The following is a 23,419-nucleotide window of genomic DNA, read 5'->3' on the forward strand; positions in this document are numbered from 1 at the left end:
CGGCCTCAGGGCTGTTTTTCACGAAGCGGCAGCAGCAGATCCAGCTGGAAATCTTCCGGCTCCGTGTTTTCCAGCTCCACATGGTTCACATAGTTCAGATGCTCCTCCAGCATGCCGCACATATGCTCCTGATCCTTCATATCCCCGGCAAATTCATATTTTTCGCTCTGATTTGCCCAGATAAAGAGCTGTTCCCATTCATTAAAATTGCCGAAGGCAATCATATGGGCGGCATACAGGCCGCCGGCAAAATGTTTTTTGATGAGCGGGGCGGGAACCTCCATATCCTCGGGAATGGTTACCCACGCTTCATAGCCATGATAGCCTGTTTCGTCAACCGGGTTAGGATGGTTGAAGCCATAGCGGCGCAGATCGGGCTTGATTTTATGAAGCTTATTTTCCCTTACAAAGCCGTCAAGCAGGGTATTTACGTGGTTTTCAGGCTCGTCCCCCACATAGTGGGCTGCGGCAATGGCGGCGGGGGGCAGGTAGATGACCCGTATATCTGTGGGCTGCGACAGGCTGATGTTGGCCTGATTCAATTTTTCCATAGTCTGATCCTCCTTAAAATTAATGCTGACAAGGGCAAGGGATTCGATGGATTCCAGCAGAATATCGTCCTTTTCCAGGAGGCTCTGCAGCGGAAGCCCTGTGGCGTTGGCAAGCTCGTTGGCAAAACGGCTGAGAATTTCACGGATGGTGGAAAGCGCGGTGATTTCCTCGTCCAGTTCGTTGATGTTTTTCTGAAAAATCTCCACGGCTGTGGCGGCATTGGGATTTTGCAGGATAATCTTAATCTGCCGGACAGGAATGCGCAGCTTGCGCAGCAGCAGAATCCGGCGGAGGCGGCAGACGGTGTTTTCATCATAGATGCGGTAGGCGTAGCCCTCCTTCCGGCGGCTTTCGATTAATCCGGCTTTTTCATAATAACGCAGCATTCTTGTGGAAATCCCCAGGATTTTTGATACCTGGCTGATAGTCATGGGTTCCATATTTATTACCTCCCTGTAAATGCAGTATAAACTACGACACGGTGTTAAAGTCAAGGCTTTGTTACAGCATACGCCTGCCCTGTGCAGGCTGCTACACCTGGCCGGGGCTGTGGCTGTTATGCCTGGCCGGGGCTGTGGCTGCCATACCTGGCCAGGCGCGGCATTGACAGAAAAATGCGCCGACCTTACAATGGGAAGAAAGATAATTACGGAAGAGAAGGGAAGAAAAACGGTGCGTATATTGATAGCGGACGATGAAGAGGAAATGACGCAGGCGCTGTCTGCGATCCTGAAGCATGAGCATTATTCGGTGGATACGGTCCATGACGGACAGGCGGCGCTGGATTACGGCATGGCGGAGAGCTGTGACTGTCTTGTGTTGGATATCATGATGCCGGGGCTTGACGGCCTTCAGGTCCTGAAGAAGCTGCGGGAGAACGGCATTTCCACCCCGGTGCTGCTTCTGACGGCAAAGGGGGAGGTGGAGGACCGCGTCGCAGGACTGGACTGCGGCGCGGATGATTATCTTCCCAAGCCCTTTGATGTGCGAGAGTTCCTGGCGAGGGTGCGTTCGCTCACCCGCAGAGGCGGCACCTTTACGCCGCAGATTCTTACGGTTGGGAATATAAGCCTCAACCGTTCCACCTTTGAGCTGAGCAGCGGCGGGACAGCCGTGCGGCTGGGAAACAAGGAATTTCAGATGATGGAGCTTCTGATGCGCCGTCAGGGGCAGTTCATTTCCACAGAACAGTTTATGGAGCGGATCTGGGGCTACGAATGCGACAGTGAAATCAATGTGGTATGGGCATATATCTCCTATCTGCGCAGGAGGCTTGCCTCCCTGGGAGCCGATGTGAAAATAACGGCCAGCCGCGGGCGGGGGTACATGCTGGAGGCGGAGGGCGGACAATGAACCGGCCGGGCAGAGGAAGCCAAAGGGGCGGAGGAAGACATAAAAGGGCTGCGGATTTTAACGGCGTATTAACGGAGGATTTTAAATGATACAGACGCTTCGCAGAAGGTTTATTCTGACGGCAATGCTTTCCCTGATGGGGACGCTTTTTTTGATTGGGATTGCCATTAATCTGGGAAACCTGTTCCGGATTATCCGGCTGGCGGATACTGCCATTGAGCTGCTTTACCGCAATGGCGGCGCCTTCCCTCTGCCGGATGCCGTTGTCCCCAATGTGGCCGGGGGGTTCCAGATTACGGAGGAGACGCCCTTTGAGACTCGTTACTGCATCGTCTACCTCACAAAAAAGAGAGAGGTGATAGAGGTTGATATCGAGCACATTGCGGCCCTGGATAGGGATCGTGTGGAGGAGCTGGTGGGAGATATCGTAAAAGAAGGGAAGAAAAGCGGTTTTGTGGGCTATTACCGCTACCGGGTCTATGAAGAGGCGGACAAAAATACGATTGTGGTGCTGAACTGTTTTTTACAGCTCCAGTCGGCCCATAACGTGCTGCAGGTAACCCTGCTGGTGTTCCTGTGCTGTGTGGCCATTGTTTTTTTCCTTCTGCTGCTTCTCTCAGGCAGGGTGATGCGTCCCTTTGCGGAAAACATGGAGCGCCAGAAGCGTTTCATCACGGATGTTTCCCATGAGCTGAAAACGCCCCTGGGCATCATTTCCGCCAACATGGGAGTGCTGGAAATCGTAAACGGAAAGGATGAATGGATCGAAAGCACCCAGAACCAGGTCAGGCGGCTGGACAGCCTGATCAGGGATTTGATTGAGCTGGCAAAGTCCGAGGAAATGGGGAAGGCCGGGGAGCTGCGGGTTTTTAACGTAAGTGAAGCTGCCCGGAATGCGGCGGATACCTTCCGTACGTCGGCGCAGGCGCAGGGTAAACAGCTGGAAACCGCAATAGAGCCGGAGCTTTATATGAAGGGGCAGCAGGAGGCCATCCTGCGTCTGCTGACGGTGCTTCTGGACAATGCGGTAAAATACTGCGATGACGGAGGAACGGTGAGGCTGACGCTGAAAAAGAAGGGACGCCAGCTTATGCTTCGGGTTTCCAATCCCTGTGCGGATCTGGATGCTTCCCAGCTGCCGCGCCTGTTTGACCGTTTTTACAGGGCCGACAGTTCACGCTCCCGTAAGAGCGGGGGCTACGGCATCGGCCTGTCCATTGCCAGGGCGGTGACGGACGGGCATAAGGGAAAAATCAGCGCGGAATATGAGGACGGGACCGTCTGCTTTACAGTGACGCTCCCCAGGCAGTAGTTCACAAAACTTTCACATAAGATCCTGCGGACCAGGGCGGTCTGCGGGATCTTTTTTTAAGTTCATTTATACTTCGCGGGCTATAATCGGAAGCAAAGAAAAGGCGGCTTACCGCCGTTTCATAAACCGAAAGGAAAAGGAGAGAGAATTATGAAAGCTATCACAGCAACGCAGAACAAAACAGCAGCGCAGATAATAACGGCCCTTTTTATCATGGCTGTCCTGTTTTTTACCGCCGGAGGGAAAGCATCCGCCGCTGGAGGGCTGCAGATGAGCACGGGCTATCCGGGCATGACGGTAAATGCAGGGGATGATCTGAGCTTTTCCCTGGATTTTTCCAATACCACGGGAGCGGGGATGGCGGTATCACTGGAAACGGTTTCCCTTCCTGAGGGCTGGGAAGGTTATTTTACAGGCAATGGAAGCGAAGTGAGCCAGGTCTATGTAAAGAGCGGCGACAATGCGGGGGCGGCCGCCTATTCCCTGTCCATCCCGGACGATGCGGCCAGCGGAGATTACGAGGTGGTGCTGCGGGCCTTTGCGGGCGCGGAAGCAGAGGATACGCTTACATTAAAGCTGAAGGTTGCGGCGGAGGAAATCGGAAGCAGCAGCTTCGAATCCCAGTATCCGGAGCAAGAGGGCGCATCCGGAGCCAGCTTCAGCTTTGAAGCTTCCCTGGTGAACAACAGCGCGTCCCAGCAGAACTACAGCTTTTCCTCCAATGCGCCTGCCGGCTGGACGGTGAGCTTCACCCCTTCCGGAGAGAGCAGCCCGGTGAACAGCATTACGGTGGAGCCGCGCCAGAGCCAGACGATCACAATCGGCGTGACGCCCTCCGTGGATGCGCAGGCCGGGGATTATACCATTTCCTGCTCTGCAGTTTCTGCGGGAGAAACGTTGAAAACAGATCTTAAGGCGACGATTACGGGAAATTACTCCCTGGATGTTTCCACGCCCAGCGGCAGGCTGAGCACCGAGGCGTATCCCAACAAGCAAAAGGAAATTACGCTGAAGCTGACCAATAACGGCAATACGGATTTGAAAAATGTCAACCTTACAGCAACCACGCCGGACGGATGGAGCATGAGCTTCAGCCAGCCTGCGGTAGAGGTCATCGAAGCGGGCGCTTCCGTTGAAGTTACGGCCAGACTGACACCCGGAAAGGATGCGCTGTCCGGTGACTATGTGGTGACAGTAAAGGCGGCCGGCTCCGAAACCTCAGATACAGCGGAATTCCGTATTTCCGTCAAGACGGAAACGGTATGGGGGATCGTGGGAGTTCTCCTGATTGTCTGTGTATTCGCGGGCCTGGGCTGGGTATTCCATAAGTATGGGAGACGATGATTATGGAAGATACAATCATTAAAATAGAAGGGCTGACCAAGCGCTACGGCAGTATTACCGCGGTGGACAGTCTGTTTCTGGATATCCGGCGGGGCGAGGTATTCGGCCTGCTGGGGCCCAACGGCGCGGGGAAAACAACCACAACCCTGATGCTTCTGGGGCTGACGGAGCCTACGGCCGGAACTGCCTTCATCGGAGGCTTCGACTGTACCCGGAACTCCCTGCAGGTAAAAAAAATTACCGGTTATCTGCCGGACAATGTAGGCTTTTATCCGGATATGACGGGCCGCCAGAATCTTCGTTTCACCGGCCGCCTGAACGGCCTGGACGGGGAAGCGCTGGAAAAGCGGATTGAGGAGATGCTAAAAAAAGTGGGCATGTGGGAAGCCGCAGACCGGAAGGCGGGCACCTATTCCAGAGGAATGAAGCAGCGGCTGGGGATTGCGGATGTGCTGATGAAGGATCCACAGGTAATCATTATGGACGAACCCACATTGGGAATTGACCCGGAGGGTATGCGGGAGCTTCTGGGGCTGATTCACAGGCTGGCAAAAGAGGATAAGAGAACCATCCTGATTTCCTCCCATCAGCTGCACCAGATTCAGCAGATCTGTGACCGGGTGGGCATTTTTGTCAAAGGGAAACTGATTGCCTGCGGCTCCATAAACGATCTGGCGGTACAGCTGCGCAGCGCAGGCAATTATGTGCTGGAGCTTGAGGCATGGCCCAACGACAGGGCACTGGAACGCCTGCTGGCCGGTATGGAGGGCGTTAAACGGATTACCCGGGAAAACGGAATGCTTCTTGTGCATTCGGACAGGGACTGCCACACTGCAGTGATCACGGCGCTGCTTACCAATGGCTATGATATGCGCAGGCTGCGCCAGCGCGGCGGTGATCTGGATGAAATCTACAGTAAATACTTTGAAATGGCAGGTGAACAGTATGAAGGCTATACAGATAAAAGAAAGACTTTCAGGGACGGCATCAGGAGCGCTGTCAAAGCTAAAATCGGAAAGAGATAACAGCTCCATGCACGGCCTGCTGGTGCTGTTTCGCAAGGAACTGACGGATCATCTGAAAAGCGCCCGGTTTCTTTTGATGCTGGCTCTTCTGACGCTGACGAGCATGGCAAGCCTTTACGGCGCGCTGGGCAGTGTCCGTGATGCCGCGACGGAGAGCAGCGAATTTATTTTTTTAACGCTGTTTACCACAGGAGGAAAATCCATTCCCTCCATCTCCACCTTCCTGGCCTTTTTGGGGCCGCTGGCAGGTATCGTCTTGGGTTTTGACTGTGTGAACAGGGAACGTTCGCTGGGAACGCTGAACCGCCTGACGTCACAGCCCATTTACAGGGATGCAATCATTAATGGGAAATTTATGGCAGGCTTTGCGGCCGTTTTTATGATGGTGTTTTCCCTGGGGATACTGGTGAGCGCCATCGGACTGCTTGCCATCGGGCTTCCTCCGTCGGTTGAGGAAGTGCTTCGTATTACGGCGTTTTTGCTTTTTACGGTATTTTATATTTCCTTCTGGCTGGGGCTGTCCATTCTGTTTTCCGTTTTGTGGAGACATGCGGCGACAGCGGCCCTGGCGGGAATCTCCATCTGGATTTTCCTGTCCTTTTTCATGAGTATGGTGGCGGGAGCGGTTGCCGATCTGGTCTATCCTACGGAGGGCATAGAAGGCATGTTCCATATGATGGATAATTATAACCTTCAGCTGGGACTGAACAGGATTTCCCCTTATTATCTGTTCGGGGAGGCGGCGGCCACCATTTTAAATCCCAACATCAGGAGCATAGGCGTAATCACCAATTCCCAGCTTTCAGGCGCCATTGCGGGATATCTGCCCTTTGGGCAGAGCCTGCTTCTCGTCTGGCCCCATCTGGTGTGTATGGTGGCGCTGACGGCGGTATGTTTTGCACTGTCTTATATTGGGTTTATGAGGCAGGAGATCAGGGCATAGGACAGATGTATATAAAAATAAAGAGAGGCCTCCGCAGTCACGGGAGCCTCTTTTTTAACGCCCGGCTGAACATGGGGGATTATCCGGCCGCAGGGGGAGCCGCCATATTCATATTTCACGGGAAGAAGAGTTAAGCTGGGAATCATGGAATAATCCTGCGTCAGAACCCTTTCCATGCATTTTCCGCCAGCTGCTTAATGAGATGGCAGACAGGGGAAACGAACAGCCTGCCGTCCTCATTTCATTTCCGAATTTGCGGATACTGTCAAAGGAATCAGCCATTCTGGCCAAATAAACACAGTTTTTTGCACTTAAAGGCGGAAAATAATTGTGACCCTTGTGATTTGAAAGGGTCTATGTTATATTTACTGAGAGATAAACTTTGATAAAGTACAGTATTAACAGGGACCGGAGCCTGGATCAGACTGCAACGCTGTACCGGAGCAGACAGAAGGAACGGATTTTAATTGAGGGTATCCTACAAAGGAGTATAGCACCATGAACGTTTCCAAGAGAAAAAATTCCAAATTAATGCTGGCTGGGATTACGGGGATCTGCGCTTTGGCAGTCCTGCTTACCATAGCCGGCATTTTGTCTGTACGGCGGATGCAGAATACCGCAACCATGATTTATGAGCATCCCTACACAGTGTCCAATGAAGCACGGGCCATGCGGTCAAGGCTTTTGGACATGAAGGGTTTCATAGCCACCCTGCTGGCAGACACCAGGGAGGATCCCGAACAGCTCGCCAGCAAACTGGAAGAGCGCTATGAAATGCAGGAAGAATCCATAGGCATTATCACGCAGAAGTACCTGGGACCGGAGGAGGATACGGCTGCCTTAAAGGAGGCCATGCAGGCTCTGGAAGATGCGCAGGAGGAAGCCGCGGCCGATGTTTCCGGAATGACTGAAGAGGAAATCCTCCAATATGTGGATGAGAAGCTGCATCCTAAATATGATGCTGTAAATGACTGCCTGATTACTATTATTGCGTTTGCGGATAAAAAGGTGCAGGGACTGGAAAAGGTATCGGCGGATACCGCCAGTATGACTGTGGCATCCCTGGCACTGCTGACCATTGTGCTGCCTGCTTTTTTCCTGGGCCTGATGCTGCGGGAAAGAAGGGGGATACAGGAGATCAGGTACCGGGAGCGTCTGTTTGACATACTTTCCACCAATGTGGACGATATCTTTTTTATTTATAATAAGGAAAAGGATAACCTGGAATATATCAGCTCCAACCTCTGTCGGATCACCGGCATTGAAAAAGAAGCCTTTGATCTGGCCCCTGATTATATGGAGCAGCTGATCCTGGAAGAAGATAAGCCTGCCTACAAAGAATTCCAGCGCCAGGCAGGTTCCGGGACTTCCAGGGTAGTGGATCTGCGAATCAGCTTTGTCCCCGGGGAAATCAAATGGATGCGGCTGCAGCTGTATCCGGAAAGCGTAAAGGGCAAGGTAGTGCGCTATGTTATTTCCCTGTCGGATCAGACGGAAAGCATGAAAATCCAGCAGGCGCTGAAGGATGCCCTGCTCAATGCGCAGAATGCCAATGCGGCCAAGCAGAATTTCCTTTCCCGCATGAGCCACGAAATCCGTACACCCATGAATGCGATCATCGGCATGACCACCATTGCAGGCGCCTATATTGAAGACCGCGGCCGCGTGGAGGACTGTCTGGAAAAAATCGGTTATTCCTCCAAGCATCTGATGTCACTGATTAACGATGTGCTGGATATGTCCAAAATAGATGAAGGAAAAATGACCATTGCCCATGAGGTATTTAACCTGGAAAATGTAGCGGAGTCCATCACCTCCATCATCTATCCCCAGGCGGCGGCCAAAGGGCTGAAATTCACCATGCCCCTGGTGGATCTTACCGAAACAGTCCTGAAGGGAGATTCCCTGCGGCTGAACCAAATCCTGCTGAACCTGCTGTCCAATGCGCTTAAGTTCACGCCGGAGGGCGGAAAAATCAGCCTGGAAATCAGACAGCTTCGGAAAAAAGACGGAAAGGTGCGGCTGCGCTTTACGGTGAGTGACGACGGCGTGGGTATGAGCAGTGAGTTTATGGACCGGCTGTTCCTTCCTTTTGAGCAGGAAAGCGCTGTGACCGGGCAGAAATACGGCGGAACCGGCCTGGGAATGTCCATTACCAAAAACCTGGTGACCCTGATGGGCGGAACCATCACCGTGCACAGCCAACAGGGAGAAGGCAGCTCCTTCATGGTGGAACTGGATTTTGATATTGCTGAGAGCGAAGAAAAAAAGACGGCAATCGGCGAACAGGAGCTGGCTGCGCTGAAGGTGCTCATAGCGGATGATGACAAAGACAGCTGCATCCATACCTCGCTTCTTCTGAAGAATCTGGGGATCGTGTCAGACTGGGTGCTTAACGGAACGGATTGTGTGGAAAAGGTGCGTATTTCCCACAGGACCGGGGAGGACTATGACGTCTGCCTGATTGACTGGAAGATGCCGGATATCGACGGTGTGGAGACAACACGCCGGATTAGGGAGTTTGTAGGCCCGGATACGCTGATTATCATCATCACTGCCTATGACTGGTCCTCCATTGAGAAGGATGCCAGGGCGGCAGGGGCGAACGCCTTTTTATCCAAGCCAATCTTTGAGTCCATGCTTTATAATGTGCTGCTTTCAGCCACCGGGATTGACAAAACGGTGAGATTCCAGCTTTCCCAGATGGAAATAAAGCATCCGGAGCTGGAAGGACGCTGCATCCTGCTGGCGGAGGACAATCTGCTCAATCAGGAAATCGCTGTGGAATTGTTGAGAATGAGCGGAATTGAAGTGGAATGCGCCTGAAACGGCAAGGAAGCGGTGGACAAGTTCCTGATGGAACCGTTAAAATATGACGCCATCCTTATGGATGTGCAGATGCCGCTGATGAATGGCTATCAGGCCACGGAGCTGATCCGCCGGGCAGAATGTCCCAGGAGCGCTACGATCCCTATCATTGCAATGACGGCGGATGCGTTCCATGAGGATATGGTCAAGGCTGCCGCATCGGGAATGAATGCCCATATGGCCAAGCCGATAGACCCGGAGCAGCTTTACCATCTGCTTAAGGAAAAGATTTTGAAAGAGTAGGAACGGCCGTATATTTGATAAAAATAAGCCCCCCGGAGAGTTTCCGGAGGGCCTTTTTATGATTAGGGCAATGCCGTTCCCTATTCCTGGGGGCCGGCAGTATGGTGCATGGAAAGGGGTTTTACATTAAAGTTGGAACGATACTCCGTCTCCTGCCAGAAGATATCCTCCGCTACCAGACATTCCGGGTTTAATGTAACACCGTCAAGCATCAGCTCCTTGAACTTTTTGTAGCCGGCGCGGTCAATGAGGTGGCCGCCGTGGAGATATTCGGGCTTGTAGTTCATTACCCAGGCGGAGAACTTCTGCCAGTTTCCAAGAACGCTTAATACCACATCCTCAGTGGCCCAGTTGAGGAACATTTTTCCTGTACGGGGTGTCTGACGGCCGGTGCGTCCTCCCAGGATCACGCGGTAGAACTTGGTTTCCTGACGTGTCCAGGCGCTTGCAGGACAGGCTCGTACGCATTCTCCGCAGCCCACGCAGCAGCAGGTGTCCTTTTCTATTTTCCCGGTATCCTCGTTGAGCTTGAGAACCCGGGTGGCTCCCTTTTCACAGGCCCGGACGCAGGCGCCGCAGCCGATGCAGCGTTCCGGGTGATAGGTCATGCGGGCGGTGCCGATGATGCCGAAATCGCATATATGCGCCTTATTGCAGTCATTGGGACAGCCTGCGATATTGATTTTGATATGATAATGGCTGGGGAAAATGAGCGGTTCAATTTTCCTGGCCAGCTCAAAGGTGTTGCAGTTGCCGCATATACAGTGGTAATTGCCCACGCAGGCGGTGATGTTACGGGCGCCGATGGTGGGATAGCCTCCCTCCGGATCCCACTCCTGGGGCTGTCCGGCAACCGTGTCCATATCCACGTCACACAGAGAGGTATCCACCTCTTTTATGTAATCCTCCAGATAGGCGTTGACCGCAGGAATATTCTCGTACCGGATTCCCGTAATATCAAAGGTCTGGCGGGTGCCGAAATGGAAATTGCCGTCACCCCAGGTGTTGGCGATGTGTTCCACCGTGCTGAGGTACTTCGCATTGATCATCCCGCCGGGCACACGCATCTGCAGCATGAATTCCCCCGGAACCTTTGACTGGCGGAAACAGTTCAGCCGTACCTTTTTAATGTCTATATCTTGATTCATCGTTTTCCACTCCTTCCTCAGTCCACCAGATTGCGGGCAACCGTATAAGGGAACACCGGGCCGTCCAGGCACACATAAACCTCATCGATCCGGCAATGGCCGCATTTGCCTACCGCACAGGACATTTTACGCTCAAAACTCATCCAGATGTTTTCCGGCGCCACGTCGTTTTTCAAAAGCTCAAGCCCCGTAAATTTCATCATCGGAGGCGGCCCGACCACAATCACGGCGTAATTTCCGTCAAAGGAAGCAAAAGGTATTTCCTTTACGAATTCGGTTACAAGACCGGTGCGCCAGCCTTCCTTTTCGCCGGTATCCAGCGTATAAATTGTATGGAACGTTTTCCTCCACTCTTCCAGGTCATTGTGAAAAACAATGCCGGATTCATCCTTAAAGCCGCTGATCAGATGGATGTCCGGAACGAAGCCGGGCGTCTGCGCGCACATGCGCAGCAGGGAACGGACAGGGGCGATGCCGGTGCCGCCGGTAATGACAACGAGATGCTTCCCGGCAAATTCCTCCACAGGCCAGCCTTTTCCGTAAGGGCCGCGCAGGAAGAGCGTGTCTCCTGCTGTTTTATGAAAAATGGAATCGGTCACCTTGCCTACCGAACGTATTGTGAATTCCAGCCAGTCATCCCCCTGGGCGGAAACGGATATGGGAGCCTCGCCGATTTTAGGGATGGAAAGCTGCATAAACTGTCCGTGCGAGGGTTTGGCATCCGACTGTACCCGGAAGGTCCACTCATGCTCGCTTTCCCTTGTTACGCCCAGAATTGTGCAGGGCTTGGGCTGAACGGGATTTATCATCATAATGTCACACTCCTTTCCGGGCCATGTCGGCCTTGATTTCTTCCACGGCGGCATTCATCTTATTTACCGTTGCGGAGATGGAAATAAACTCCGGACAGCGGTTCGTGCAGCGGCCGCAGCCAACACACATATGGCTTTCTTTAAAACGGGCCTTATAATCATAAAATTTATGTAAAACCTTGAAACGCATCCGGTCGCCCGGGGTAGAACGCAGCTCCCGCTGTCCCGCCATCTGATCAAAGCCCTCTATCTGGCAGGAAGCGCTGACGCGGCGGCGTTCGCCGACCTCCGGATTATCTCCGTAAATTACGTCCCGCGTGGTAAAACAGGTGCAGGTGGAGCAGGCTACCGTGCAGCTGCCGCAGGAGATGCAGCGGGAATCGAATTCCTTCCACATAGGATGCTTTTTCAACGCCTTGCGCACCTCAATGTCGCTTAAATCAGGCGGCGTCACCTTTAATTCATTTTCCTCCACAAAGGCAGGCGTATAGTCTTCCTGGGGCATTCCGTCAAAATAAGGGGCAAAGCTTTCATCCTCCACACCCACGACAACGCCCTCCGGTGAGAAGCGCAGGGCAATGGCGTAATCATCCGTCCGGTTCGTGCCCATGGAAACACAGAAGCAGGTATCGTCACCGCCGCCGCATTCCATCAGGGCGAAGGTCACCAGCTCCCTCATCCGGGTATAGTAAAAATCATCATAGCCGCCGTTGCCCGCATATATCCTGGCCTGGATCTTCTGCGCATTGATATCGCAGGGCCTTGCCAGAAGAAGAATCGGTTTTGCGGCCACCTTGCTTGCCCGGTATTCATCCTCTGTAAAATAGAAGATAGTCTGTTGAATCGGAGTAAGAACCTCCTTGGCGGGGTAGTCTGATTTCACATCCCATACGATGTCGGAAAAACGTTCCACCTCGGCGTATCGAACAATATCGGTATCCGAATAACGTCCCTGCTTGGGAAAACGTCTGGGTGCGAAGACGCGGTAATCCTTCCGGAGCTTCTCCAGAACCGCGTCAGCCTGTGTGATATTGAGCGAGTAACCCATGCTGCTGACCTCCTTAATTCCCGCAGACAACGATCCGGATAGATGTGATAACATCTGGCCGGAACCTGCTGTGAGGGTCCATTGCCTCGCAGCTTGCTGCGTATCATGTTTGATGGACTTTTTTGTAGCGGTACTGATTTAATTTTAACACCCTTCTCTTATGATAGATAATGATTAATAATTATCGAATCATAAATTAAACTTATGAGTTGAACACGCCGGACATGCAGAAACTTTTTCCGTAACTGTCCGGACATCTGAATTGTTACACTTTTTCCCTTTTATACGTGCATAAGTGACAATTTTTCTTTCTTTTGTGATATAATCTTTAAATGTATATAAAAAGAAAGCTTGCGTTGAATTGCTGCGGCTAAGAACGGAAAAATACGGGACAGAGGAGGAAAGGCAGTATGGCAGAGAACGTTTTTCTGGAGAACAAAAGAAAGCTCAGCCTGACTGAATACATGAATTATAATACCAACGACAGGGGAAATCTGGGGGATCAGCTCCCGGTGGCCGTATACAGGCTTATGGAATATTCCATACGCGAACAGCTGGCGGAACAGCTGGGGGAAGAGGAGCAGGTGCGTATTTTCCGAAAGGCCGGTTTTAAGGCCGGCGCCTATTTCGCGGAGAACATACTGGATATATCCCTGCCGCTCAACGCATTCATAGCGTCGCTGCAGTCCAAGATGGAAGAGATGAAAATCGGCGTCCTGCGGATAGAAAAATTCGATGAAGAAACAGGAAGGATCATGCTTACCGTATCGGAGGACGCGGACTGCTCCGGCCTTCCGCTGCTGGGGGAAACGGTATGTAATTATGATGAAGGCTTTATCGCCGGTATTTTATCCTCTTATACGGGAAAAGAGTATTCTGCCGTGGAGGTTGATTGCTGGGCGACAGGGGATCGTGTATGCCGGTTCCGTGTGGAACCGGAAGAGAAGAGGTAGGAGATGGAAAAGGATAATTGTGAGCTGCTGTTTGAATACCTGAGAAGTATTCTGTATGATCAGCAGATCCATGCGCTTGATGTCAAGGAGCTGGACGAGCCTTATCAAAAGCTTGGGAAGGGGCTTGCATTCCTGCAGCAGGCGGTGGAGGAAATGCTCGCGTATACGGAAGACCTTTCCCGGGGCAATCTGTCCGGGGCTTATCCGTCCCGGGACAATTTCCTGTGCGTTAATCTGAAAAATCTCCATGCCAACCTGAATCATCTGACCTGGCAGGCAAAGCAGGTGGCGAGCGGGGATTACTCTCAGCATGTTTCCTATTTGGGAGAATTTTCGGAGGCCTTCAATACCATGACGGCCCAGCTGAAGGAGCGGGAGACACAGCTGAAGGAGGAAGCCCAGAAGGTCCAGAAGCGGGCGCAGGTCATTGAGGAATATAATGATCTGCTTGTGGAGATGACGCGCAGAAGGAAAGAATGGATTGTGGTGGTGGATGCACAAAACAGGGATATTGTTTACTGCAACAAGAGAAAGGATGAAAAGCGGATCGATCCTGAGTTCTGTGAAAAATGCCGGCACAGGCTTTCCTTCAGAAATGATATTTTGAACTGGCAGGACAGCGAACAGTATAAGGTATGGGAGGCGGGAGATGAGGAGCAGGGATATTACCGCATCACAACCTTCCATATAGAATGGCGGGGACAGAATGCCTATGCCCATATCGTGGTGGATATTACCGATGAAAAGCAGGCGGCCAACCGCCTGAACAGCAAAGCGTATATGGACCCGGGCACCGGCATCCATAACAGGCTGTTTTTTGATGAATATATGGAAAGCGTGCTGGAGGAGGGCAGGGAAGTGACTCTCTGCTATCTGGATCTGGACGGCCTGAAATATGTAAATGACCATTACGGACATAACCAGGGGGATAATTATATCCGCAGCTTTGTTTCCCTTATGAAAAGTTCGGTCCGCTCCACGGATATTTTCGCCAGGATCGGCGGGGATGAATTCTGTGTGGTGATACCGGAGGTGGAGAAGGAAACGGCGGAGAAGAAGTTTGCGGAGCTTCTGGAGCTTTTTGTGGCGGAAAACAAAGAGGAGTATCCGGTGAGCTTCAGCTACGGCGTAGTGGAAATCAGGAGAATTGGAAAACGGATGACGCTGGAGGAGATTATCAAAACGGCGGATGCGCAGATGTATGAATGCAAAAGGCGGAACAAGGAGCGGTATCCCAGGGGCTGAGAAGCCGCCCTTCCGGCAGTGGATATATTTTTTATTCCCAGGTTCTTTTTAATACGTAAGAATAATAATAAAAGAAAGTAAAAACAGAAAAAACTTATGAAACGGAAAGCAGACACTTCATTTTACAGAAAATTTTTAACTATCTATGTGGCTCTTGTACTGCAGAATGTGGTAACTCTGAGCGTTAACCTGGCAGACAATATGATGCTTGGCTCCTACAGCGAAACGGCGCTGTCCGGCGTGGCGGCGGTGAACCAGATCCAGTTTATTTACCAGCAGCTGCTTATGGCCCTGGGAGACGGGCTTGTTATTTTCTGCAGCCAGTACTGGGGAAAGCGGCAGACGGAACCAATGAAAAAGATTTCGGCAACGGCCATGCATGCGGGCCTGCTGATCGCGATACTGCTGTTTGCGCTTGTCAGTATTTTCCCGCGCCAGGCGGTGGGGATTTTTACGACAGAGGAGAGCATCATCCGTGAGGGCGTAAGCTATCTTTCCATTATCCGCTTTACCTATCTCTTTTTTGCTGTCACCCAGATTCTGCTGGCCACGCTGCGCAGCGTGGAGGTGGTGAAAATCGCCTTCTACCTTTCGGTGATGACGTTTTTTGTCAACTGCGGAATCAATTACGTGCTGATATACGGCCATTTCGGTGCGCCGGAAATGGGGGCCGCGGGTGCGGCGATAGGGACGCTGGCGGCGCGTATGACGGAGCTTGTAGTACTGATTATCTACATTATCAAAAAGGAAAAGCAGCTGCATCTGAGCATTCGCAGCTATCTGCAGCATGACCGTGTCCTTTCCGGGGATTACTTCAGAGTGACGGCGCCCATGCTGGTGGTGCAGGGGCTGTGGGGCGTGAATACCGCGCTGCAGACCGTCATCCTGGGCCATATGACTGCGGCGGCCATTGCAGCAAACAGCGTTGCCTCCACTATTTTTATGATGGTCAAGTCCATGGCTGTGGGTGCGGCCTCCACCGCTTCCATCATCATCGGGAATACGATAGGTACGGGGGATATCGCTCTGGTAAAAAAATATTCCGGAAGGCTGCAGCGTATTTTTGTGGTTATCGGCCTGGTGTCAGGGCTTCTTCTGTTCCTTATCCGGGTGCCCATTCTGCAGCTGTATGATCTGTCCGCCTCCACCAAGGAGATGGCCAATACCTTCCTTATCATACTGAGCGTTGTGGTCATCGGCATGTCCTACCAGATGCCGACCAACAACGGCATTATCCGCGGAGGCGGGAACGCCATGTTTGTTGTGAAGATGGATCTGATCAGCATATGGGGAATCGTGATACCGCTGTCATTTGTCATGGCCTTTGTGGTGAAGGCTTCGCCGGCGGTAGTGGTCTGCTGCCTGAATGCGGATCAGATCTTCAAATGCATTCCGGCGTTTCTGGAATCCCATTATGGGAACTGGATTCGGAAGCTGACAAGGGAATAGCGGGGATCCGGCAGGGCCGTGAAAACATTATAAACATTATTAATAAGGAAAAGAGAGGGATTATTTCATGAAAGAAACAGAATATGCAAGGGCAATGAAGGATCAGGCCTGGGTGAAAAACAGCGATATCGCCGCGCAGGCCTGTGCGCCGGGTGTGGAGCGTAAGGTGCTTGCGTTCACGGACGGGCTGATGTGCGTGGAGAATCATTTTATGGAAGGGGCCAGGGGCGCTGTGCATCACCATCCCCATACCCAGATAACCTACGTGGTATCCGGGCAGTTTGAGTTTCAGATAGCAGGTGAGAAAAGAATTGTGAATCCGGGTGACAGCATGCTGAAAAAGGATGGTGTGGAGCATGGGTGCGTCTGTCTGAAGGAGGGAATTCTGCTGGATATTTTCACTCCGATGCGGGAGGAGTTTTTGTAATAAAGTGTCGTTGACAACGGCTGAGCGGTGTGATATGCTGGTTGGCAATATATAAGAACCGGTTAACTGTCAGGAAGGGAGAGTTGATATGGCATTTTATTACGAGGAACCATCCAGAACGTTCAGTGAATACCTTTTAGTTCCGGGGTATTCATCCACCAGGTGCATTCCGTCTGAGGTCAGTCTGAAGACCCCGCTGGTCAGATTCGCCAGGGGCGAGGAACCTGCGTTGTCCATCCAGATACCCATGGTGTCCGCGATCATGCAGTCTGTTTCGGATGACAGGCTGGCGGTGGCGCTGGCGCAGGAGGGCGGCCTGTCCTTTATTTATGGTTCACAGTCCATTGAGGATCAGTCGGAGATGATCCGGAGGGTGAAGCGCTACCGTGCCGGCTTTGTGGTGAGCGACTCCAACGTATCACCGGATATGACGCTTCAGGATGTGCTTCGGATCACTGAACAGACCGGCCATTCCACCATTGCCGTTACGGAAGACGGCAAAGCGGGTGGCAGGCTGCTGGGCATTGTGACGAATAAGGATTATCGTGTCAGCCGCATGGAGCCGGATATGAAGGTAAGCGAATTTATGACGAAGTTCGAAGACCTGATTTATGCGGACGAGGATACAACGCTCAAGGAAGCCAACGATATCATCTGGGATCATAAGATCAACTGTCTCCCTCTGGTGAATAAGAAGCAGGAACTGGTTTATCTGGTATTCCGCAAGGACTATGACAGGCATAAGAAGAACGAGCATGAATCCATCGATGCCTCCAAGCGTTATCTGGTGGGCGCGGGCATCAATACCAGGGACTATGCGGAAAGGGTTCCGGCGCTTCTGGAAGCCGGCGCGGATGTGCTCTGTATCGACAGCTCGGAAGGCTTTACGGAATGGCAGAAGATCACCCTGGATTATATTAAGAAGAATTACGGGGACAAGGTGAAGGTGGGTGCAGGCAATGTGGTGGACGCCGAAGGCTTCCGCTTCCTGGCTGATGCCGGAGCCGACTTTGTAAAAATCGGAATCGGCGGCGGGGCCATCTGCATTACCCGTGAACAGAAGGGTATCGGCAGAGGCCAGGCGACAGCCGTAATTGAAGTGGCGAAGGCGAGGGACGAGTATTATAAGGAAACCGGTATTTACGTTCCCATCTGCTCCGACGGCGGCATTGTACATGATTATCACGTTACGCTGGCGCTGGCCATGGGCGCGGATTTCGTTATGTTGGGCAGATATTTTGCGAGATTTGATGAAAGCCCCACCAAGAAGGTGAATATCAACGGCAGCTACATGAAGGAATACTGGGGGGAAGGAAGCGCCCGGGCCAGGAACTGGCAGCGCTATGATATGGGCGGAGACAAGAAGCTTTCCTTTGAAGAAGGCGTGGACTCCTTCGTGCCCTATGCCGGGAGCCTGAAGGATAATGTAAATCTTACGCTGAGCAAGGTGCGTTCCACCATGTGCAACTGCGGTGCATTGACCATCCCTGAGCTTCAGGCAAAGGCCAAAATCACCCTTGTTTCCTCCACAAGCATTGTGGAAGGCGGAGCCCATGATGTTATGCTGAGGGATAAACGTTAATATTGGGTAACTGTGGGTGTAACGAATAGTTACCATATTTGATAAAAAAGGAGAGGAGCCGCCGGCGCCTCTTCTTTTTTATCAGTTGCGGTGTTTTGGACAGGACCGGCGGAAGGGAAAGGTTTTTTAATCGTTGTCATTCTTTTATGCTATGATATAATTAACTGAGCATAAGTGATAGCATTTATTTTGTTGGGAAAAACATGGCATAATTATTAAAGCGGTCAGAAAAGCGGCAGGGCAGGGAGCTTTCGGCACAGGCGCAGCTGCCCAGGGGACTGATTAAAAGATTTCGGATCAACGGGGAAGGATGAAAGCAGGAGAGCAGATATGAGCGGACAGAAGATAAGGATAGTGAAAAAGAACGATGAATTTTCCATGGAATATCAGGTGGGCGATATTTTTGAAATAGACAGTACCTGGTATGGCGGAGTGAATGTGACCAGCAGGACGGGCATTCCCCTTTCCCTGGACAAGGAGGAGTATGAGCCATGGGATGAGGAAGCCGCCGGGGAACGTGAGGTTGACCGGTATTCCTATGAGCTGGGCGTAATGGATGTTTTCTGTGAGATGACGGCGGCGGGAGTGAAGAAGCTGGCCATGAGCCATCCCTGTGACACCAGGCAGGAACGCAACAGCTATCTGCCGGAAGTAAAGAAGCTTTGTAAAAAATACGGGGTAAAATATTACCCGGAAGACGAGGCCTTTATCACGGAGTTATTCCCTGCGCAGGCCAACCGGGGCAAATATAATTTCCTTTTTTACTATACTGACGATGTGCTGGAGGAATATCTGCGGCTGAAGGAGGAACAGCGGAGGCTGCAGGAAACCGGCGGGTATACAAAGCAGAAAAGCTATGAGACAGCCTGTGCGTTCGGGCGGCTGCTTTCCTATTCTCAGGAGGGGATAGAGCGGCTGATTCAAAAGGCGGCGGAAGCGGACAGGAAGGAATAGGAGAGGCGGGTGAAAAGACTTGCTGTATGAAAAAATAAGAACCCGCCTGGCCCGGGGCGCATGTATCCTCCTGACAGTGTTTCTGTGCTGTCCGCTTTCCCTGCAGGCTGCGGGAACGGAAAAAGAAAATGAGGATCCGGCACAGCCGGCGCAGGAATACCAGGCGTACAGGCAGCGGTTTGACGCGATTGACAAGCTGGGGGATATTCCGGCGCAGGGGTTTAGGATCATTGATACCCAGGCGTTTCCGGTAACGCTGGAGCCTTATGGGGAAGTGATTTTCATTCCGGCGCTAGATACGGAATATAACCGGTTTGCCCTGTTCCTGACGGACGGGGAGGACCGGGTGGTATACAAAACCGACAGACTGGAAACCAACAACCGGAACCGGGGCATGCTGGAGCAGCCCAATAAAGGCATGGCTGCGGTTTCCTTCCAGGATTTGAACGGGGACGGCTACACGGATATTGTGCTGATTACCTCCTGCATCAATGAAAACAGCTCCCGCCCGGAGAAAACCTATAAGGTAGGGGATGTTTTGTTCGGAAGCAGGGACGGCTTCTACCAGGACTGGCGGATTTCCGATAAAATCAACCGCTTCAGCATGAATAAAAGCATCCGGTTCATCACCTCCTTTGTGCGGGACGGCAATTCCACGGAATTCCTGTATACGGCCATGACGCAAAAGGAGCTGCTGGATCATGGCTTCCGGATTATAGAAGAACAGTGCTACTGGCGGAATTTTGAAAAAATGGGCAGGCTTCAGGTGGTGCCGGGAACCTATACCATGGCGGATTATAATGTATTTATGATTTATCTGGTGAATGAGCAGGGTTACATCGTCTGGAGCTTCCAGCCCATGGGGGAATATGATAATCTGTATGCGCTCAAGGGCCTTGTCTGCAAGGATGTGGACGGGGACGGCCTGAAGGACATCATCGTGCTGGGCCGCTACAGCTATGAAAGCGAACAGGCGGAGGCGGTGATTGGAACGGAGTTTGAGATCTATTACCAGAGAACGGGAGGTTTTTCCGCCGATACGGAGTATAAGAAGCTGTACCGGATTGGGGAAAACGTCACGACGGAGGAGCTGGTGCTAAGGGCGCGCGCCTATTGGGGCTGGTCCGTGTAAACAGGGGCCGGAAGGGGCCGGAGCCTGCCGGGAAACAATTGTTTGGGAAAGGAGCATCATTGTACCGATGATAAAAATACTGATAGTGGATGACGAAAAGCCCATCTGCGATTTGATAGATCTGAATCTTTCCGCCTCAGGCTACCAGTGCCGGACTGTCCAGGACGGCCTGGAGGCGCTTAAGCTGATAGAGGAGGAGAACTTTGACCTGATTTTGCTTGATATCATGCTGCCGGGTGCTGATGGCTACGACATCATGGAATACATCCGGCCCATGGGCATTCCGGTCATTTTCATCACCGCAAAGCATGAGGTGCGCGACCGGGTGAAGGGGCTGAAGCTGGGGGCGGACGATTATCTGGTGAAGCCCTTCGACGTGGTGGAGCTTGTGGCCAGGGTGGAAGCGGTGCTGCGCCGCTATAACAAAACGGAGAGGCTGCTCAGCGCGGGCGATGTGGTGGTGGATGTGGAAGCGCGCCGGGTGACCAGGGCGGGAGTGCCCGTGGAGCTGACGAACAAGGAATTCGGCCTGCTGGTGCTTTTTATGAAAAATAAAAATGTAGCGCTGTTCCGGGAGACCCTGTATGAAAAGGTCTGGGAGGGCGAGTACTACGGGGACAGCCGGACGCTGGACCTGCATGTACAGCGCCTGAGAAGGAAGCTGGGATGGGAGCATAGTCTGGTAGCGGTATACAAGGTGGGATACCGCTTAGAGGTGCCGCAATGAAATTTTCAATCAAGCTGCTGCTGTGTACGATGATCGTCATGGCGATTGCCTTCGGATTCAGCGGATTTTATTTTGTCAATTATGTGTTTGAGACCGCGCTGGACCGGGAGGTGGGGCAGGCGCTGGATGAAAACAGCATCCTCCGGTTCGCCTTTGAGACGGCCGCGCTTAACGTGCCCGCAAAATACGATGTGCTTCAGGATCATACCATAGAGCAGATCGCCTCCAACATGGAGACCGGCGGCCATGACAGCAGCCGTCTGCTGCGCCTGTCCGACGAGGAAAAAAACGTGCTCTATATCAGCAGCGGCTTTGAAGCGGACAACGGCCTGCTGGGCCAGACGGATGAAAATACCAAAACCTACAGGGTGATCAGGCAGGAGGACAGCTATTATATCCAGACCGGGATAACGGTGAATGCGCTGGACAGGATCCTGTATCTGGAAACGCTGAAGGATGTGTCTGAGGTTTTCCGGGAAAGGCAGCTGGGCTTTTCCGTGTACCGCCGGGTGACGATACTGATGCTGGTATTCGGTACGGTGCTGATGCTGGTGATTTCCTCCTGGCTGACCAAGCCCATCCGCCTGCTTACCAGGGCGACGAAGCGGATGGCGGCGGGAGATTATGGTTATCGGGCAAGGCAGATCAGCAATGACGAGCTGGGACAGCTGACTACGGATTTTAACCATATGGCAAATGTGCTGGAGGAAAATATCAATAAGCTGGAGGAGGAAATCCAGGCCAGGGAGGATTTCGTGGCTGCCTTTGCCCATGAGCTGAAGACTCCGCTGACGGCTATCATAGGCTATGCGGACATGCTGCGTTCCCGTAAGCTGGATGAGGAAAAAAGCTTCCTGTCCGCCAATTATATATATACGGAAGGAAAGCGGCTGGAGGCCATGTCCCTGCGGCTTCTGGATATCATTGTCACCAAGAAGGAGGAAGTGCAGTTCCAGCTGGTGCCTGCCGCTTCCCTTTTCGATTATCTGAAGGATATGTTTGCATCCCATACGGAGATGGAATTTCATTTTCAATATGAGTCGGGTATGGTGAGGGCCGAGGCCAACCTGATCAAGTCGGTGCTGGTGAATCTGCTGGATAACGCCTGCAAGGCTTCGGAGCCGGGAAGCCCTATTGAGGTGAGGGGGAAGCTCACGGAGAGAGGCTACCGTTTTGAGGTAAAGGACATGGGCGTGGGGATCCCCAGGGAAGAACAGAAAAATATCACCAAAGCCTTTTACATGGTGGATAAGTCACGCTCCAGAAGCAAGAACGGGGCCGGCCTGGGCCTGGCCTTGTGTGCGGAAATCCTTCTCCTTCATGGGAGCAAGCTGGAAATAGAAAGTGAACCGGGGAAAGGCTCCTGTATCAGCTTTGTCCTCCCGGATAAAGGAGGAATGGAATGAAAAAAAACATGAGGAACATTGCCTTTCTTCTGTTTGTGTGCCTGGTCATGGCTTTTTCCATCTGGGGGCCGGAGGCCATTGCGGAATACCGTGACAGGGAGATTCTGGGCGTGACCCATGCCCAGACAGTGGAAACGGCAGGCGAAGGCTACCGCTATACCTTAAGCAGCAACGAGCGGCTTTATATTCTGGCGAAATGCCTGAACAGCCAGTCCTTCCCGGAAAGCGATCAGAACGCCATGACCCGGAAGGACGAGGACGGCCTGGAATATCAGGAGCCGGAAGGAAGCTATGCCTTTGTAGTCAATCACAGAGGGCCTTCCGGAAAGGAAATTACGGATGCGGAAATCATAGAATCCTGTAATGAAGGACTGCAGATATTGAAGGATTTGGGGATACTTCCGGATTCCGTCAGAAAGGTGGAAGCCTCTGCCTACGACGCGGTGCTGTATTCCGCCATTGACGTGCCGGAGCCGCAGAACAACGTGGCGGTCTGGAAGGTGAGCCTGTCAACCAGCCAGAAAAATGCCAGAAAAGAAAACCGCCTCATTGATGCCTATATTGACGCGGATGATGGCAGAATTTATGAATTTTACGCCAGATCCTCCATGCGCTGGGAGGAAATGGACCCCGATGAAATCATTGCCCGGTGGAGCGAGTACATGGGCCTTGAGGCGCCGGAGGTTTATGAGGATCAAAATCCCCTGCTGGAAACCACCCCCTACTTTAAAAAGTATGTGTTTGCAGGCATGGGAAACGAAAAAACGATAGTCACAATCGGCTTCTATGAGGGGATTAACGAATTTTTCCTGAAGGTATCCAAATGATGAGACTTTGATGCAGATATGAGGCGGAGCCGGTGCAGTTTCGGGGGAAGGGCTGAACCGGCTCCGGTA

19 protein-coding genes and 2 pseudogenes are annotated in these 23,419 nt (G+C 52.3%); 17 read left to right on the forward strand and 4 right to left on the reverse strand.

Annotated elements, in window-relative coordinates; genetic code table 11:
- Window positions 1-5: 5 nt before the first annotated feature.
- A complete protein-coding gene (locus DXC51_RS13325; RefSeq protein ID WP_035321276.1) occupies window positions 6-992 on the reverse strand; it encodes a MerR family transcriptional regulator in 987 nt (328 codons plus the stop codon).
- Window positions 993-1,224: 232 nt separating this feature from the next.
- Between DXC51_RS13325 and DXC51_RS13330 the strand changes: the two genes are divergently transcribed.
- From DXC51_RS13330 to DXC51_RS30620, 7 genes and pseudogenes are all read left to right on the forward strand, one after another.
- Window positions 1,225-1,905, forward strand: a complete 681-nt coding sequence (locus DXC51_RS13330; RefSeq protein WP_025491628.1) for a response regulator transcription factor — start codon at window positions 1,225-1,227, stop codon at window positions 1,903-1,905.
- Window positions 1,906-1,990: 85 nt separating this feature from the next.
- On the forward strand, window positions 1,991-3,217 hold the full coding sequence (locus DXC51_RS13335; protein ID WP_021635053.1) for a sensor histidine kinase: 1,227 nt from the start codon (window positions 1,991-1,993) through the stop codon (window positions 3,215-3,217).
- A gap of 150 nt (window positions 3,218-3,367) precedes the next feature.
- A complete protein-coding gene (locus DXC51_RS13340; protein ID WP_021635052.1) occupies window positions 3,368-4,561 on the forward strand; it encodes a COG1470 family protein in 1,194 nt (397 codons plus the stop codon).
- A gap of 2 nt (window positions 4,562-4,563) precedes the next feature.
- Window positions 4,564-5,586 carry an ABC transporter ATP-binding protein gene (locus DXC51_RS13345; protein ID WP_083492929.1) on the forward strand — a complete coding sequence of 341 codons (1,023 nt, stop codon included), beginning with the start codon at window positions 4,564-4,566 and terminating at the stop codon, window positions 5,584-5,586.
- A 7-nt stretch (window positions 5,587-5,593) separates the two neighbouring features.
- Window positions 5,594-6,529 (forward strand): ABC transporter permease, encoded by a 936-nt coding sequence (locus DXC51_RS13350; protein ID WP_021635050.1) that lies wholly within the window; start codon window positions 5,594-5,596, stop codon window positions 6,527-6,529.
- 531 nt (window positions 6,530-7,060) lie between these two features.
- Window positions 7,061-7,525 (forward strand): annotated as a pseudogene (locus DXC51_RS30615) (MCP four helix bundle domain-containing protein); the annotation flags it as partial.
- A 474-nt stretch (window positions 7,526-7,999) separates the two neighbouring features.
- Window positions 8,000-9,640, forward strand: a pseudogene (locus DXC51_RS30620) (response regulator); the annotation flags it as partial.
- 80 nt (window positions 9,641-9,720) lie between these two features.
- Here the strand turns inward: DXC51_RS30620 and asrC are convergent.
- Genes asrC through asrA form a run of 3 tightly spaced genes read right to left on the reverse strand, consistent with a single transcriptional unit; the run spans window position 9,721 to window position 12,648 of the window.
- Window positions 9,721-10,788, reverse strand: coding sequence for a sulfite reductase subunit C (gene asrC, locus DXC51_RS13365; RefSeq protein ID WP_021635045.1), 1,068 nt, complete (start codon window positions 10,786-10,788; stop codon window positions 9,721-9,723).
- Between the two features lie 17 nt (window positions 10,789-10,805).
- Window positions 10,806-11,597 (reverse strand): anaerobic sulfite reductase subunit AsrB, encoded by a 792-nt coding sequence (gene asrB / locus DXC51_RS13370; protein WP_035321338.1) that lies wholly within the window; start codon window positions 11,595-11,597, stop codon window positions 10,806-10,808.
- A gap of 7 nt (window positions 11,598-11,604) precedes the next feature.
- The gene (gene asrA, locus DXC51_RS13375) at window positions 11,605-12,648 is read right to left on the reverse strand and encodes an anaerobic sulfite reductase subunit AsrA (RefSeq protein WP_021635043.1); all 1,044 of its coding nucleotides are present in this window, start codon (window positions 12,646-12,648) and stop codon (window positions 11,605-11,607) included.
- Window positions 12,649-13,058: 410 nt separating this feature from the next.
- On the opposite strand from asrA, the gene DXC51_RS13380 reads away from it, so the two are divergent.
- The 10 genes from DXC51_RS13380 to DXC51_RS13425 all read left to right on the forward strand — a co-directional run bounded on the left by DXC51_RS13380 (window position 13,059) and on the right by DXC51_RS13425 (window position 23,350).
- The gene (locus DXC51_RS13380; protein WP_021635042.1) at window positions 13,059-13,601 is read left to right on the forward strand and encodes a V4R domain-containing protein; all 543 of its coding nucleotides are present in this window, start codon (window positions 13,059-13,061) and stop codon (window positions 13,599-13,601) included.
- A gap of 3 nt (window positions 13,602-13,604) precedes the next feature.
- Window positions 13,605-14,846, forward strand: a complete 1,242-nt coding sequence (locus tag DXC51_RS13385) for a sensor domain-containing diguanylate cyclase (RefSeq protein WP_021635041.1) — start codon at window positions 13,605-13,607, stop codon at window positions 14,844-14,846.
- A gap of 96 nt (window positions 14,847-14,942) precedes the next feature.
- Window positions 14,943-16,295, forward strand: a complete 1,353-nt coding sequence (locus tag DXC51_RS13390; RefSeq protein ID WP_021635040.1) for an MATE family efflux transporter — start codon at window positions 14,943-14,945, stop codon at window positions 16,293-16,295.
- A gap of 94 nt (window positions 16,296-16,389) precedes the next feature.
- The gene (locus tag DXC51_RS13395) at window positions 16,390-16,722 is read left to right on the forward strand and encodes a cupin domain-containing protein (protein WP_025491636.1); all 333 of its coding nucleotides are present in this window, start codon (window positions 16,390-16,392) and stop codon (window positions 16,720-16,722) included.
- A gap of 88 nt (window positions 16,723-16,810) precedes the next feature.
- The gene (locus DXC51_RS13400; RefSeq protein WP_021635038.1) at window positions 16,811-18,304 is read left to right on the forward strand and encodes an IMP dehydrogenase; all 1,494 of its coding nucleotides are present in this window, start codon (window positions 16,811-16,813) and stop codon (window positions 18,302-18,304) included.
- A gap of 330 nt (window positions 18,305-18,634) precedes the next feature.
- A complete protein-coding gene (locus tag DXC51_RS13405; protein ID WP_021635037.1) occupies window positions 18,635-19,258 on the forward strand; it encodes a hypothetical protein in 624 nt (207 codons plus the stop codon).
- A 19-nt stretch (window positions 19,259-19,277) separates the two neighbouring features.
- Window positions 19,278-20,390 (forward strand): hypothetical protein, encoded by a 1,113-nt coding sequence (locus DXC51_RS13410; protein WP_021635036.1) that lies wholly within the window; start codon window positions 19,278-19,280, stop codon window positions 20,388-20,390.
- Window positions 20,391-20,457: 67 nt separating this feature from the next.
- Window positions 20,458-21,117: a response regulator transcription factor gene (locus tag DXC51_RS13415; RefSeq protein WP_021635035.1), complete on the forward strand. Its 660-nt coding sequence runs from the start codon at window positions 20,458-20,460 to the stop codon at window positions 21,115-21,117.
- Window positions 21,114-22,523, forward strand: a complete 1,410-nt coding sequence (locus tag DXC51_RS13420) for a sensor histidine kinase (protein WP_021635034.1) — start codon at window positions 21,114-21,116, stop codon at window positions 22,521-22,523. The genes DXC51_RS13415 and DXC51_RS13420 overlap by 4 nt, the downstream gene beginning before the upstream one ends.
- Window positions 22,520-23,350, forward strand: coding sequence for a hypothetical protein (locus DXC51_RS13425; protein WP_021635033.1), 831 nt, complete (start codon window positions 22,520-22,522; stop codon window positions 23,348-23,350). Before DXC51_RS13420 ends, DXC51_RS13425 begins: the two co-directional genes overlap by 4 nt.
- The last annotated feature ends 69 nt before the right edge of the window (window positions 23,351-23,419 follow it).

Source organism: Eisenbergiella massiliensis (genome assembly GCF_003435485.1).

What these genes read in the sequence shown, in the direction of transcription:
- asrA (WP_021635043.1), bottom strand. Translation starts at nt 12,648, where the DNA reads ATGGGTTACTCGCTCAATATCACACAGGCTGACGCGGTTCTGGAGAAG.
- DXC51_RS13345 (WP_083492929.1), top strand. Translation starts at nt 4,564, where the DNA reads ATGGAAGATACAATCATTAAAATAGAAGGGCTGACCAAGCGCTACGGC.
- asrC (WP_021635045.1), bottom strand. Translation starts at nt 10,788, where the DNA reads ATGAATCAAGATATAGACATTAAAAAGGTACGGCTGAACTGTTTCCGC.
- DXC51_RS13395 (WP_025491636.1), top strand. Translation starts at nt 16,390, where the DNA reads ATGAAGGATCAGGCCTGGGTGAAAAACAGCGATATCGCCGCGCAGGCC.
- DXC51_RS13415 (WP_021635035.1), top strand. Translation starts at nt 20,458, where the DNA reads ATGATAAAAATACTGATAGTGGATGACGAAAAGCCCATCTGCGATTTG.
- DXC51_RS13325 (WP_035321276.1), bottom strand. Translation starts at nt 992, where the DNA reads ATGGAACCCATGACTATCAGCCAGGTATCAAAAATCCTGGGGATTTCC.
- DXC51_RS13405 (WP_021635037.1), top strand. Translation starts at nt 18,635, where the DNA reads ATGAGCGGACAGAAGATAAGGATAGTGAAAAAGAACGATGAATTTTCC.
- DXC51_RS13425 (WP_021635033.1), top strand. Translation starts at nt 22,520, where the DNA reads ATGAAAAAAAACATGAGGAACATTGCCTTTCTTCTGTTTGTGTGCCTG.
- DXC51_RS13385 (WP_021635041.1), top strand. Translation starts at nt 13,605, where the DNA reads ATGGAAAAGGATAATTGTGAGCTGCTGTTTGAATACCTGAGAAGTATT.
- DXC51_RS13390 (WP_021635040.1), top strand. Translation starts at nt 14,943, where the DNA reads ATGAAACGGAAAGCAGACACTTCATTTTACAGAAAATTTTTAACTATC.
- asrB (WP_035321338.1), bottom strand. Translation starts at nt 11,597, where the DNA reads ATGATAAATCCCGTTCAGCCCAAGCCCTGCACAATTCTGGGCGTAACA.
- DXC51_RS13350 (WP_021635050.1), top strand. Translation starts at nt 5,594, where the DNA reads ATGCACGGCCTGCTGGTGCTGTTTCGCAAGGAACTGACGGATCATCTG.
- DXC51_RS13335 (WP_021635053.1), top strand. Translation starts at nt 1,991, where the DNA reads ATGATACAGACGCTTCGCAGAAGGTTTATTCTGACGGCAATGCTTTCC.
- DXC51_RS13340 (WP_021635052.1), top strand. Translation starts at nt 3,368, where the DNA reads ATGAAAGCTATCACAGCAACGCAGAACAAAACAGCAGCGCAGATAATA.
- DXC51_RS13400 (WP_021635038.1), top strand. Translation starts at nt 16,811, where the DNA reads ATGGCATTTTATTACGAGGAACCATCCAGAACGTTCAGTGAATACCTT.
- DXC51_RS13420 (WP_021635034.1), top strand. Translation starts at nt 21,114, where the DNA reads ATGAAATTTTCAATCAAGCTGCTGCTGTGTACGATGATCGTCATGGCG.
- DXC51_RS13380 (WP_021635042.1), top strand. Translation starts at nt 13,059, where the DNA reads ATGGCAGAGAACGTTTTTCTGGAGAACAAAAGAAAGCTCAGCCTGACT.